The sequence below is a fragment of the Bartonella sp. CR84HXZ genome (assembly GCF_042194535.1).
GTDB lineage: Bacteria > Pseudomonadota > Alphaproteobacteria > Rhizobiales > Rhizobiaceae > Bartonella > Bartonella grahamii.
Window position 1 is genome coordinate 97722 of sequence record NZ_JBHIMY010000003.1, and the last position, 13275, is coordinate 110996.

The 13275-nt window shown below is 38.2% G+C and carries 11 protein-coding genes; 7 read left to right on the forward strand and 4 right to left on the reverse strand.

Annotated features, from left to right (window positions below; genetic code table 11):
- Positions 1 to 78: 78 nt before the first annotated feature.
- From coaA to ACFIKD_RS02490, 3 genes are all read left to right on the forward strand, one after another.
- Entirely contained in the window at positions 79 to 1077 is a 999-nt protein-coding gene (gene coaA / locus ACFIKD_RS02480) for a type I pantothenate kinase (protein WP_012754619.1), read from the forward strand.
- 13 nt (positions 1078 to 1090) lie between these two features.
- Positions 1091 to 2464: a M17 family metallopeptidase gene (locus tag ACFIKD_RS02485; protein WP_375644641.1), complete on the forward strand. Its 1374-nt coding sequence runs from the start codon at positions 1091 to 1093 to the stop codon at positions 2462 to 2464.
- Between the two features lie 157 nt (positions 2465 to 2621).
- Complete coding sequence (locus ACFIKD_RS02490) at positions 2622 to 3485, forward strand: NlpC/P60 family protein (protein WP_375639199.1); 864 nt, start codon at positions 2622 to 2624, stop codon at positions 3483 to 3485.
- 212 nt (positions 3486 to 3697) lie between these two features.
- On the opposite strand, the gene mutT is transcribed toward ACFIKD_RS02490, so the two are convergent.
- The 3 genes from mutT to ACFIKD_RS02505 all read right to left on the reverse strand — a co-directional run bounded on the left by mutT (position 3698) and on the right by ACFIKD_RS02505 (position 6555).
- On the reverse strand, positions 3698 to 4111 hold the full coding sequence (gene mutT / locus ACFIKD_RS02495) for an 8-oxo-dGTP diphosphatase MutT (protein WP_012754616.1): 414 nt from the start codon (positions 4109 to 4111) through the stop codon (positions 3698 to 3700).
- Positions 4112 to 4237: 126 nt separating this feature from the next.
- Positions 4238 to 5470: a bifunctional glutamate N-acetyltransferase/amino-acid acetyltransferase ArgJ gene (argJ, locus tag ACFIKD_RS02500; protein ID WP_375636000.1), complete on the reverse strand. Its 1233-nt coding sequence runs from the start codon at positions 5468 to 5470 to the stop codon at positions 4238 to 4240.
- 131 nt (positions 5471 to 5601) lie between these two features.
- Positions 5602 to 6555, reverse strand: a complete 954-nt coding sequence (locus tag ACFIKD_RS02505) for a peptidylprolyl isomerase (RefSeq protein WP_273787784.1) — start codon at positions 6553 to 6555, stop codon at positions 5602 to 5604.
- A 435-nt stretch (positions 6556 to 6990) separates the two neighbouring features.
- On the opposite strand from ACFIKD_RS02505, the gene secA reads away from it, so the two are divergent.
- The 4 genes from secA (at position 6991) to prmC (ending at position 12300) form a co-directional block, all read left to right on the forward strand.
- Complete coding sequence (gene secA / locus ACFIKD_RS02510) at positions 6991 to 9708, forward strand: preprotein translocase subunit SecA (protein ID WP_375647140.1); 2718 nt, start codon at positions 6991 to 6993, stop codon at positions 9706 to 9708.
- Positions 9647 to 10138: a Fur family transcriptional regulator gene (locus tag ACFIKD_RS02515; RefSeq protein WP_026500203.1), complete on the forward strand. Its 492-nt coding sequence runs from the start codon at positions 9647 to 9649 to the stop codon at positions 10136 to 10138. Before secA ends, ACFIKD_RS02515 begins: the two co-directional genes overlap by 62 nt.
- Before the next feature lie 222 nt (positions 10139 to 10360).
- Positions 10361 to 11437, forward strand: a complete 1077-nt coding sequence (prfA, locus tag ACFIKD_RS02520) for a peptide chain release factor 1 (protein ID WP_375644642.1) — start codon at positions 10361 to 10363, stop codon at positions 11435 to 11437.
- A complete protein-coding gene (gene prmC / locus ACFIKD_RS02525) occupies positions 11434 to 12300 on the forward strand; it encodes a peptide chain release factor N(5)-glutamine methyltransferase (protein ID WP_375647141.1) in 867 nt (288 codons plus the stop codon). The genes prfA and prmC overlap by 4 nt, the downstream gene beginning before the upstream one ends.
- Here prmC and nrdF read toward each other — a convergent pair.
- Positions 12297 to 13271 (reverse strand): class 1b ribonucleoside-diphosphate reductase subunit beta, encoded by a 975-nt coding sequence (gene nrdF / locus ACFIKD_RS02530; protein WP_012754609.1) that lies wholly within the window; start codon positions 13269 to 13271, stop codon positions 12297 to 12299. The genes prmC and nrdF overlap by 4 nt on opposite strands.
- Positions 13272 to 13275: the final 4 nt, after the last annotated feature.

A 13275-nucleotide genomic window follows, 5' to 3' on the forward strand; every position in this document is an offset into this window, starting at 1 on the left:
AAATTTATTTGAAAATCAAGCCGCTCATCTGTCCAATTTTAATCGATTGCTGCGGCAAAAAATTCTCGACCAATACAAATGATTGATACGATTATACAAAAAATTAATCAGGAAGATAATCTGGTCAAATGCGTTTCTGACCGATATTCACCCTATCGTGTTTTTACTGCACAAGAATGGTCAGAGTTTCGTGCAGACACACCTCTTACTTTGACTTTTGATGAAATTAAGCGTTTGCGCTCTATTGATGATCCTATCGATCTTAAAGAAGTCCAACGCATTTATCTTTCTTTATCGCGTTTGTTATCATGCCATGTTGAAGCAGTACAGGAACTTTTTCACAAACGTCAGCAGTTTCTCCATCAAGAAGAGAGTAGAAAAACGCCCTTTATTATTGGAATTGCTGGTTCTGTAGCAGTAGGAAAATCAACCACGGCTCGCATTCTTCAAGAACTGTTGAAACGATGGACATCTAGTCTTAAAGTTGATCTGATCACAACGGATGGTTTTCTCTATCCTAATGCAATCTTACAGCAAAAAAATCGTATGAATCGTAAAGGATTTCCTGATTCCTATGACATTAAAAAATTGCTGTGCTTTCTTTCGGCTATAAAAGCAGGTATCGGAAATGTCCGTGCCCCGCTTTACTCACATATGACTTATGATGTTCTAGAAAATCAGACAATTACCATTGACCGTCCTGATATTTTAATTGTTGAAGGTATTAATGTATTACAGGTCAGTGATCTTCCTAAAGATGGAAAAGCTATTCCTTTCGTATCAGATTTTTTTGATTTTTCAATCTATGTCGATGCCGAAACAGAAGTCATTCGTCACTGGTATTTAGAGCGCTTTAAACGTTTGCGTAAAACAGCTTTTCAAAATCCTGAATCCTATTTTCATCGTTATGCCCTGCTCAGTGAAAAAGAAGCCTCAAAAATCGCTGAGGATCTTTGGCAAACAATTAATTTAAAAAATTTACAAGAAAATATATTGCCAACACGACCACGATCCAATCTCATTCTACGAAAAGGAAAAAATCATTTGGTCGAGTATGTCGCACTTAGACGACTATAAGGATCTCATAACTATGCAGCATTATCACATTCATTTTACCTCAACGCGTATCGATAACAGTTGCCCTATCATCTTGGTAAACCAAAGAACTCTTGCCAACTTATCACTTGATGCGTCAACAACAGCATGGATAAAAGTTAATGACTTTACTGGTAAAGCAGGACAAATACTCTTTGTTCCTCACGAAACGGGGCATTTAAAAAAAGTTTTATTTGGAATTGGAAATGGGAACGATCCCTTTATCACAGGACTGCTTGCTCAAAAACTTCCTGCTGGTCAATGGCATTTAGAAGGTACGACCTCTGATGAAATAAATGCCTATCTTGGATTAGCATTCGGTAGCTATCAATTTAATCGCTATCGTCAAAATTCTTCTTTCAAATCATTGTCTATCCATGTCAATGAGGCCGTTGATCTTAATGAACTCCAACGAATTTATGAGGCTGTCTTTTTTGTCCGTGATCTCATCAATATTCCAGCCAATGATATGACCCCTGATGCTCTCGAAAAAGAAGCACGAAAACTAGGAAAAACCTACGGTGCTCATGTCCAAAGTATTTGTGGAGATGATCTCTTAACCCATAATTTTCCGATGATTCATGCCGTAGGACGAGCAGGCAGTACTGCACCGCGACTGATTGAGTTACACTGGGGGCAAGAACATCATCCTAAAATAACGTTGGTAGGCAAAGGGGTAACTTTTGATACGGGAGGACTCGATATTAAATCAGCCAATAACATGTTGCTTATGAAAAAAGACATGGGGGGTGGAGCAAACGTTTTGGGATTGGCTAAACTTATCATGGATGCCAAATTGCCTTTCCGTCTACGTATTTTGATTCCAGCTGTAGAAAATGCAATTTCTGCGAATGCTTACCGACCAAGTGATATTCTCAAAAGTCGTAAAGGCTTAAGTGTTGAAGTAGGTAATACAGATGCTGAAGGGCGACTTGTCCTTGCCGATGCGCTCGCCTATGGTGATGAAGAAAGTCCACAATTCATGCTTTGTATGGCTACTTTAACAGGGGCAGCGCGTATAGCATTAGGACCAGATCTCCCCGCATTTTATTGCAATGATTCAATATGGGCACAACAAATCTCTGAATCTGCTCACGCTGTTTTTGATCCTCTTTGGCAAATGCCCCTTTGGAAACCTTACCAAGAGATGTTATCATCACCAATTGCTGATCTTAACAATGTAACTGGAAATAGCTTTGCTGGCTCTATAACGGCTGCTTTATTTCTTAATTCTTTTGTTGAAAAAGCTGAACATTTTGCGCATTTTGATCTTTATGGATGGGTTCCAAAAGAAAAACCAGGATACCCTATTGGTGGATCAGCACAAACTATTCGTGCCCTTTATAATATTTTTAAAAATGAAGTTTGACACACAATATCCACAAAGATAGACAATTTTACATCCTAAAGAATAATTGCAATCGTCTTAAACTGTGTCCTTAGTTTTGTTTGAGGATAAAAAACTTACCAATAGAGTTTTCATGAGTTTGTTTAAAAGTAAGAAGTAACAAAATGGAAGCAAAAAGATGACCTCTAAAGACCCAAGGCTTTATGCATTCAGAGATGATCTAGCGGATCAACGTCTTGAAACAGAAATTACAGCCCAGCGCTTTGTTCAAGGTGAAAAAAAACGTGTTAATACAGCGGTCGCTGGACTTTTTAAAGAAAATAGTAAAAAAAGTGAAAGACAAACAGAATGCTTATTGGGAGAAGAACTTCTCATTTTTGAACAAGGGGAAACGATGTCGTGGGGGCAATCCCTTAAAGATGGTTATGTTGGTTATATTGATACAACAGCCCTTTGTACATCAACTATAAAACAAACGCATATAGTTTCAGTCCCACGTACATTTAAATATTCACACGCTGACTTACGTGGACCAATAGTGTCTCCGTTATCTATGGGAAGCAAAGTCAGTGTTGTTGATGAAATTGAAGTCCGTGACACAATGTATTCTATTCTTGAAAATGGAACAGCAATCATTACGAGCCATCTCAGCCCCATTGGACGTGTATACGAAGATTATGTCACAGTTGCAGAAACCTTTATCCGTACACCTTATCTTTGGGGTGGTGTCAGCGGTTTTGGAATTGATTGTTCGGGACTCATTCAACTCTCTATGATGATGACTGATCAAATAGTTTTACGTGACACCGATATGCAGCAAGAAACTATAGGCAGTCCTCTTACAGATACTGATAAACTTCAACGAGGCGATTTAATTTTTTGGAAAGATCATGTTGCTATTATGGTTGATCATGAAAATATTATTCATGCAAATGGTTTTTCCATGGACGTTATGATCGAGCCATTAGAAGAGGCAATTACGCGTATAGCTAAAAAAAATCAATATCCCATCGCAAAACGTCGTCCAATGCAAGAAACTTAATACATGCCTCCTATAAAAAATAATATCTTTCTCATATTATTTATATTTCTCGTTTATATACTTATTTATGGAGATTTTTTCTTTATCTCTCATATTTGAAATGAAAAAAAATTACGACTCTGGACTTTTACATTCAACATAAAAATTATAAATTATCATTTTAAATCAATATATTGAATTATATTTAAACAATGTTTTCTTCTTATAACACATTAAAGAAGATGATTTTTCAATACCTGAACCAATGGTTTATCAGCATCAGGCATAGGGTATTTATCAAGATCATTAACAAAAACCCATTCTAAATTTTGCCCCTCTCGTCCTTGCGCAACTCCCTCATAATGATAACAAAGATACAACGGCATCAAGAGGTGAAATGTTGCATAGCTATGGCTTGCAAACGTTAAAGGTAATAAATTATTTGCCTGAACATACACACCAAGCTCTTCTTCTAGTTCACGAATCAATGAAATTTCTGGAGTTTCACCTTGCTCAACCTTTCCACCAGGAAACTCCCATAAACCAGCCAGCGATTTTCCTTCAGGACGCTTGGTAAGCAAAACACGATTATTTTGATCTAACAGTGCACATGCAACAACAAGAAGAAGGGAACTTTTTATACACATATCACTCTCCAATGAGAATATAAAGATAACTGTCTCTTTCTAGTATATTCCCTTACCTCAAAAAGAACTCACATATCTCATTCTCTTAAAAAAATAATCGGCAGTTAAATATAGAGAGTGCATCCTTTAACTTCTGTAATCACTATTGATCATAACGTACTCTTTTGTTAAATCGCAAGACCAAACCGTCGCCGTGCTCTTACCTAAACCGATATCAACACGAATTGTGATGTGCTTACCTTGCATATAAGTACCTATTGTCTCTTCACAATACTCAGGATCTCGTACGCCATTCACGGCCACACGATGCTCACCAAACCAAATCGTCAATAGATCACGATCGACTTCAACACCGGCCTTCCCAACTGCCATAACGACCCGCCCCCAATTCGCATCTTCACCAGCAATAGCCGTTTTTACGAGCGGTGAATTTGCAATTGATAAAGCAATAGTTTTAGCTGCATTGTTTGTTGTAGCCCCCATCACATTAACCTCAATTAAATGACGAGCACCTTCGCCATCACAAACAACTTGTAGTGCAAGTTCATGCAAAAGTGCACTCAATTGTTTCACAAAAACTCCATAACGCGGATCAGATTTACTTGTAAGACATGGGAAATGTTCTTTTCCTGTCGCAAACAACATAAGCGTATCTGAAGTTGAGGTATCGCTATCAACAGTAATTGAATTGAAAGAACCCTCAACTGCCTCTGATAACATGGATTGGAGTACATCCGAAGAAATAGTAGCGTCACTAACCACAAACGACAGCATTGTCGCCATATCGGGTGCAATCATACCAGCACCTTTTGCAATCCCGTTAATGGTGACAGTCTCGCCTCCACAATCAAATCTGCGTGTAGAAAGTTTTGGAAATGTGTCCGTTGTCATTATGGCTTTTGCAGCTTCCAACCAATTTCCCTCTTCTGCTGTCTCTGCCATAGTTGGTAAAAGATTCACAACGCAAGAAGCATCCATTGGCTCACCAATAACCCCCGTAGAAGCTATAAAAATTTCATCTCCTCTAACCTTTAAAGCGTTCGCTGCTGCACAGATGATTTCATTGGTTGTGTGCTTTCCTTTGCTTCCTGTAAAAGCATTTGCATTTCCAGAATTCACAACAACACCCCTCGCAACCCCATGAGGAAGCGATGCACGACAATGCTCTACAGGAGCAGACGGACATTTTGAACGGGTAAAAACACCGGCCACACTCACTGGCTTATCGAATATGATGAAAAGAAGATCTGTACGATCTTTATATTTAATCCCAGCTTCAGCTGTTGCTATCCGTACCCCAGATAAGGGAGAAAGCTCCTGGATCTTTTGAGGCGACAAAGGAGAAATTTTCAAAACCACAATATGCTCTCTGTAAAAACAAATGAAATGATTGCAGATCAATAACCCCTCATAGAAAACTGCTAGGCTTTTTGAACAAAACTAACCTAGCAAATTATCTATTAAAGAGGCTATCCACTTATTTTTCCTAGCTATTCTGTATCTTCTTCATCTGATGTCTCATCGGGAAGTAGCGTCCCATTTTGATGAAGCGATTCCATGATTTTTGTAACATTAGGATCAGGGTATTTCACATCCATCTTGCTACGCAAATCAACAATCAGTTCTTGATAGCGCTTTTTTATCAGCTGTGTCCGTAACATCTCTTTAACATCATCAAATGCAGGAGGTTGTTTCAAACGACGATCTTCTAATTTAATAATATGCCAACCAAAAGGACTTTCAACGGGTTGTTTAGTGTATTCGCCAATTTTCAAACCAAATGCAGCATCTTCAAAAGGCTTGACCATTTGACCATGACTAAAATAACCAAGATCACCCCCAACGGCAGCAGAACCATCTGTTGAACTTTTCTTTGCAATCTCTTCAAAATTTTCGCCTTTATTTAAATGCTTAATGATAGCTTCTGCTTCTTTTCTCGTTTTGACCAAAATATGACGCGCTTTAACCTCATCTTCTTTAGGTAAAGCAGCGACTTCTTGCTTATAAAGAGCTTCCAAATCAGTATCCGAGATTTTGTCAACAATCGCCTGTTTAAAATAAAGCTGTTGAAGAACATTGTCACGCATGACTGCCATACGTTTATCGTAAGCTTCTGTCTTATCAAGACCTTTGCTTCTTGCTGCTTTTGCAAGTGCCTGCATATCTAAATAAGCTTTTAGAACCATCATACGGCGTTGTTCATCAGGAAAACGTGCTAAATTAGGATTTATTTCAAGCGCTAAATCATCCAATTGGCCTGCTGTAATATTTTTCCCATCAATAACCGCCATAACATGAGAAGGAGAAACGGCTTTTTCAGAAGCTTTCTCCAAAGTCTTTAAATCATTCGACGATGAATTCAAACCTTCTTGGGCTCTCACCCCTAAACTTGTACTTGCCAATAAAGTTGATGCTAAAAAAAGCGTGATAAAGTTAAATTTCATAAATATACTCCTTAAAAATGAAGGCAGGTTCAAGATTCCAATTTTCTTTACCATAACACTTTAACCTTTAAACATAGAGAAATAAATTAGTAATTTTATTTTAAAAAAGTATAAAATTGTCCTTTTATCTGAGTTGCTCCAATCCTATCTAATGCAGATGAAAAACATGATAATAGAGAAAAATGACATATTGTATCTTAAATTACTTTGTATTGTATCAGTTAAATAGCGTACCTAAAGTTGACATAGAGCGCTTAGCCTCTTATCTCTACTTTACAATTAAAGTGAAAAATTGCACACCAACAAGTATAATGGTACCATCTGCATTTCATGATGTCTCTAATCATATCAGATAACTTGAAGAAAATGTAGAGTATGGGGAAAGCGTATGAATTACCCAACAAGAGTGACAACAATTAAAAGAAAGGGCCAGAGATGGTCAGTTTAGGTGTTTTTGCCCGTAAGTTTTTTGGTTCAGCTCATGAGCGACGTCTCAAAGCACTCCGCCAAAAAGTTGTACAAATTAATGCTTTGGAAGAACAATTTGTAAAATTAAGTGATGAGCAGCTTTGCCAAAAAACAGATGCCTTTCGTAAACGTCTTAGTGAAGGTGAAAGTGTTGATTTGCTCTTACCAGAAGCTTTCGCAACTGTTCGTGAAGCCGCAAAACGTGTTTATGACATGCGTCCTTTTGACGTGCAACTTATTGGTGGAATGGTCCTTCACGACTGTGGCATAGCTGAAATGCGTACTGGTGAAGGTAAAACATTAATGGCAACTTTACCAATTTATCTCAATGCATTGGAAGGTAAAGGCGTTCATGTTGTGACAGTAAATGATTATCTCGCCAGTCGTGATGCTGAAACAATGGGAAAAATTTTTAGTTTTCTAGGGCTTACAACAGGCGTGATTCTCCATGATCTTGATAGTGATGCCCGCCGAGAGGCCTATGCATGCGACATCACCTATGCCACAAATAATGAACTAGGTTTTGATTATTTGCGTGATAATATGGCCTTTGATCGTAGTCAAATGGTCCAACGTGGACATCATTACGCAATTGTTGATGAAGTTGATTCGATTCTTATTGATGAAGCCCGTACACCCCTTATTATTTCTGGTCCTCTAGAAGATCGTACTGACTTCTATAACCTTATTGATACATTTATTCCTGCCTTAACTCCAGAAGACTATGAAATAGACGAAAAACAAAAAACAACGACTTTTACCGAAGTTGGTACTGAAAAAATTGAAAAAATGCTCGAACAAGCTGGACATCTTAAAGGTGAAAGCCTTTATGACATAGAAAATGTCGCTATCGTTCATCATGTCAATAATGCTCTAAAAGCTCATAAACTGTTTGCTCGCGATAAAGATTACATTGTTCGCAATGATGAAATCGTTATTATTGACGAATTTACAGGGCGAATGATGCCTGGGCGACGTTATTCTGAAGGACTTCATCAAGCGTTAGAAGCTAAGGAGCATGTTGCTATTCAACCAGAAAACCAGACACTTGCTTCCATCACTTTCCAAAATTACTTCCGTATGTATAGAAAATTATCTGGAATGACTGGAACTGCAACAACAGAAGCCGAAGAATTCAGAAATATTTATGGTCTTGACGTTGTCGAAGTCCCTACAAATTTGCCAATACAACGTATTGATGAAGATGATGAAATTTATCGAACAGCAGAAGAGAAATATCGGGCAATTGTGCGTGATATCCGTCAAGCACATGAAAAAGAACAGCCTATTCTTGTTGGAACAACCTCTATTGAGAAATCAGAACAATTGGCAGAGCGTTTGCGAAAAGAAGGCATTACCGATTTTAGAGTCTTAAATGCTCGCTATCACGAACAAGAAGCATACATCATTGCGCAAGCAGGAGTTCCTAGAGCTCTCACCATCGCAACCAACATGGCAGGACGCGGTACGGATATACAGCTTGGTGGTAATGTTGAAATGCGCATCCGACAAGAGTTACAGGATATCCCCGAAGGTCCAGAGCGGACAGCTAAAATTGAAGAAATAAAAAAAGATGTTCAGAAGCTTAAAGACAAAGCTTTAGCGGCTGGTGGTCTTTACGTCATTGCAACGGAACGTCATGAAAGCCGTCGTATTGATAACCAGCTTCGTGGACGTTCTGGTCGCCAAGGCGATCCAGGTCGCTCAAAATTCTTTCTCTCTCTTCAAGATGATCTTATGCGTATCTTTGGCTCCAATCGTATGGATGGTATGCTGCAAAAACTTGGATTGAAAGAAAATGAAGCTATTATCCATCCATGGATTAATAAAGCCCTTGAAAAAGCACAAAAAAAGGTCGAAGCACGAAACTTTGAAATTCGTAAAAATCTGCTAAAATATGATGATGTCATGAATGATCAGCGCAAGGTTATTTTTGAACAGCGTATGGAGATCATGAACGCAGATGATTTATCAGAAATGATCCTTGAAATGCGCAATGAAGTCGTAGAGGATCTCGTAGAGGCTTATATTCCATCAGGGACATATTCTGAAAAATGGGATGTAAAAACTCTCGAAGAAGAACTTCAACAACTCTTTAATCTTGAGCTTCCAGTAGAAGAGTGGGCAAAAGAAGATGGAATTGCCGAGGAGCAAATTTTGGAGCGTGTATCAGATGCTGTTACAAAACTTGAAAATGAACGTACTGAACGCTATTCTCCAGAGGTTATGGCTTATTTTCACAAGGCAGTATTGCTCGAAACTATTGACACGTTATGGCGTGAACATCTGGTGAGTTTAGACCATTTGCGTTCTGTTGTTGGTTTTCGTGGTTATGCGCAGCGGGATCCGCTCAATGAATATAAGACAGAATCTTTTGAACTCTTTCAAAGTATGTTGAGAAATTTGCGCCGAATTGTCACTTCTAAGCTTATGCGCTTTGAAATCATTCAACAACCTATAAAACCGACCATGCCTGAGCAAACTGATGCTACTTCTTCTGTCTTTAATGATCAAAGCCAAGAAAATGCTCCCACCTTATGGGCACGATCACAAGAAAATAGATTTGTTAATCCACAAGATCGTGACCCTAATGATATAACCACATGGGGAAAAGTTGGACGTAATGAGCGTTGTCCTTGCGGTTCAGAGAAAAAATACAAACACTGTCATGGAGCCTTTGTTTGAAAAGCAAACTATGAAAATGAATAAAAAGCGAAATTATGAGCAAGAATTGCGCACAGCTGGTTTAAGAGTAACACGTCAACGACGAGTTATTCTTGATATTTTGACTGACACAAATGACCATCCCAATGCATTTGAAATTTTTCAGCGTGCAAACAAAATAGATTCGAGTATTTCACTCTCAACTGTTTATCGAACCATGAAAACATTAGAAGGAAATGGAACAATTCATCGCCATAGCTTTAGTGGTGGTCCATCTCGTTTTGAGCAAGCAGATGGTCAACATCATGATCATCTCATTGATATAGAAACAGGACAAGTTATCGAGTTTCATTCTGATGTTATTGAAAAGCTTCAAGAGGAAATTGCAAAGTCCCTTGGCTATGATATTATTCATCACCGCCTTGAACTTTACGGAAAAAAAAACTCTTAAAAAAGTGATTATATATCATTAGATAAAATACCTCAGGTAAATCGAGTTTTATAAAAATTTACCTTTAAGATATAATAGTTTCCATTGGCAAAAAAAATTTTTTGCTCTATTACCCCTTTTTGTATGATGCTATACGGTAATTCATTGTCAGTATTATAACAAAAAATCATTGCAACAAAATATTATAAAAATTGTATTATGAAAAATTAGGCCAATATTATCATGGTTTCCTTGCCACAAGATCGTATGAGACAGCTTGAAAAGCGCTTTGAAATAATTGAAAGCCAAATGACGACTAATCCAAATGCTGAAACATATGTCAAATTAGCTTCTGAATATGCAGAACTACAACCCGTTATTGCCTCTATACGCGCATTAAATGCTCTTTACAAAGAGATTACAGAATTAGAAACAATTATCAATGATAAACAAACAGACGTAGAGATGCGTAATCTTGCCCAAGAAGAGCTACCATTGTTATATAAAAAAGTAGAGCAATTTGAAAAAGAACTCCAGATTCTGCTTTTGCCTAAAGATGTTGCTGATGAAAAAAACGCTATTGTTGAAATTCGAGCAGGAACGGGTGGATCAGAAGCAGCACTTTTTTCCGGTGATCTTTTCCGTATGTATGAACGTTATGCCCATGCTCACCATTGGACAGTAGAAGTTATTTCACTCAGTGAGGGAGAAGTTGGCGGATATAAAGAGATTATTGCTACTATCTCAGGAAAAGGTGTCTTTTCTAAATTGAAATATGAATCAGGGGTTCACCGTGTGCAACGCATCCCCGAAACAGAAACCGGTGGACGTATCCATACATCTGCTGCTACCGTTGCAGTCCTTCCGGAGGCTGAAGAAATTGATATTGATATTCGCCCTGAAGATATTCGTATTGACACAATGCGTGCATCTGGAGCAGGAGGACAGCATGTTAATACAACGGATTCAGCTGTTCGTATCACGCATATTCCAACAGGAATTATGGTCGTACAAGCAGAAAAATCACAACATCAAAACCGAGCACGAGCCCTTCAAATTTTACGGGCACGCTTATTCGATATCGAACGACAAAAAGCGGAAAGTGAACGTTCAGCTTCTCGTAAAAGCCAAGTTGGTTCTGGTGATCGTTCAGAACGTATTCGTACCTATAATTTTCCACAAGGACGTGTCACGGATCACCGTATTAATCTAACCTTGTATAAGCTTGATCGCATTCTAGAGGGAGATCTTGATGAGCTTCTTCATGCACTCATCTCAGATCATCAAACAACACTGCTTATGGAAATGGATAATAATTGAGCGAATATTCTTTCAAGAATGTCATCCAACGAATGCAAGAAAAATTGCGCACGAAAGGAATTGCTAAAGCCGATCTCGATGCGAAAATACTCGTTGAATGGATAACAGGAATAAATGCTGCTGAAAGAATTTCTAAACCAGATATGCATCTGTCTTCTGAGCATATTATACAAATAGAACAGGCTCTACAACGGCGTATTGCAGGAGAACCTGTCTACCGTATTATAGGAGCACGAGAATTTTATGGTATATCTTTTGCATTGTCTCAAGAGACGTTAGAACCTCGTCCTGATACAGAAACGCTAATAGATCTTGTTCTCCCTTTTCTCCAAAAACAGGTCGAAAATTCGAGAAGAACAAGATTCCTTGATATGGGAACAGGAAGTGGCGCCATTGCCATTACACTCCTTAAACAAATTCCCCAATCCTATGCGGTGGCAGTCGATATTTCTGAAGATGCCCTTAAAACAGCGAAAAAAAATGCAAAAAACGCTGAAGTAGCACACCGCTTCACACCTCTTCTTAGCGACTGGTTTGATGCGGTCGCAGATCGCTTTGATTTCATTGTTTCCAATCCACCTTATATTCCCGCACAAGATATCGAAAAACTTGCAAAAGAAGTGCGCTTACATGACCCATTACGCGCCCTGATAGGAGGGGAAGATGGACTTGATTTTTATCGAAAACTCGCCCATGAAGCAGCCAACTACTTAAAAGAAAACGGCTATGTCGCTGTTGAAATTGGTTACTCTCAAGAAAATGAAGTCTGTAATTTATTTGAAAAAAATGGTTTTCAATGTTTAGAAGTGCGTAAAGATCTAAGTGGAATACCCCGCGCACTTCTATTTGCATGCAAACATTAAAATTCCCAATCATCATCCGTGGTAGCAACCGCCTTGCCAATGACATAAGAAGAACCTGCCCCTGAAAAAAAGTCATGATTTTCATCAGAGTTTGGTGATAAAGCTGCCAAAATAGCGGGATTAACACGACAAACCTCAGGGGGAAAAAGAGCTTCAAAACCTAAATTCATTAAAGCCTTGTTAGCATTATAATGAAGAAAAATTTTAACATCTTCTGTCAATCCAAGTGCATCATAAAGATCTTCAGTATATTTGCACTCGATATTATAAAGATCAAAGAGCAGGTTAAAAGCAAAATCTTTAATTTCTTTCTTTTTGGCTTCATCAAGCTTTGCAAAGCCCAATTGGAATTTATAACCTATATAATAACCATGGACTGCTTCATCACGAATGATTAATCGAATGAGATCTGCTGTATTGGTCAACTTAGCGCGACTGGCCCAATACATGGGCAAATAAAAACCAGAATAAAATAAAAAGCTTTCCAGCAAAGTCGAAGCAATTTTTTTCTTAAGTGGATCATTTGCTTCATAACGCTCAAGTACTAATCTAGCCTTTTTCTGCAAATGAATATTTTCTTCTGACCATCTAAACGCATCATCAACTTCTACCGTCGAACAAAGGGTTGAAAAAATAGAGGAATAAGAACGTGCATGAACCGCTTCCATGAAAGCAATATTCGTCAACACTGCCTCCTCATGCTCTGTTATTGCATCAGCCAGAAGCGAAATGGCTCCAACAGTATTTTGAATTGTATCTAAAAGCGTTAGTCCTGTAAAAACACGAATTGTTAATTTACGTTCTTCATCTGTTAAGCTTGACCATGAGGGAATATCATTGGAAAGTGGAACCTTCTCAGGTAACCAAAAGTTCCCAGTTAAGCGGTTCCATACTTCAAGATCTTTCTCATCATGTAATCTATTCCAATTAACAGCGCACACAACAGGATTTTTGGTTGTAATCTTTGTCATATGA

Excerpts from the sequence above, each read along its gene's own strand:
- ACFIKD_RS02515 (WP_026500203.1), top strand. The coding sequence starts at position 9,647 with ATGAGCGTTGTCCTTGCGGTTCAGAGAAAAAATACAAACACTGTCATG.
- ACFIKD_RS02485 (WP_375644641.1), top strand. The coding sequence starts at position 1,091 with ATGCAGCATTATCACATTCATTTTACCTCAACGCGTATCGATAACAGT.
- coaA (WP_012754619.1), top strand. The coding sequence starts at position 79 with ATGATTGATACGATTATACAAAAAATTAATCAGGAAGATAATCTGGTC.
- secA (WP_375647140.1), top strand. The coding sequence starts at position 6,991 with ATGGTCAGTTTAGGTGTTTTTGCCCGTAAGTTTTTTGGTTCAGCTCAT.
- ACFIKD_RS02505 (WP_273787784.1), bottom strand. The coding sequence starts at position 6,555 with ATGAAATTTAACTTTATCACGCTTTTTTTAGCATCAACTTTATTGGCA.
- ACFIKD_RS02490 (WP_375639199.1), top strand. The coding sequence starts at position 2,622 with ATGACCTCTAAAGACCCAAGGCTTTATGCATTCAGAGATGATCTAGCG.
- nrdF (WP_012754609.1), bottom strand. The coding sequence starts at position 13,271 with ATGACAAAGATTACAACCAAAAATCCTGTTGTGTGCGCTGTTAATTGG.
- mutT (WP_012754616.1), bottom strand. The coding sequence starts at position 4,111 with ATGTGTATAAAAAGTTCCCTTCTTCTTGTTGTTGCATGTGCACTGTTA.
- prfA (WP_375644642.1), top strand. The coding sequence starts at position 10,361 with ATGGTTTCCTTGCCACAAGATCGTATGAGACAGCTTGAAAAGCGCTTT.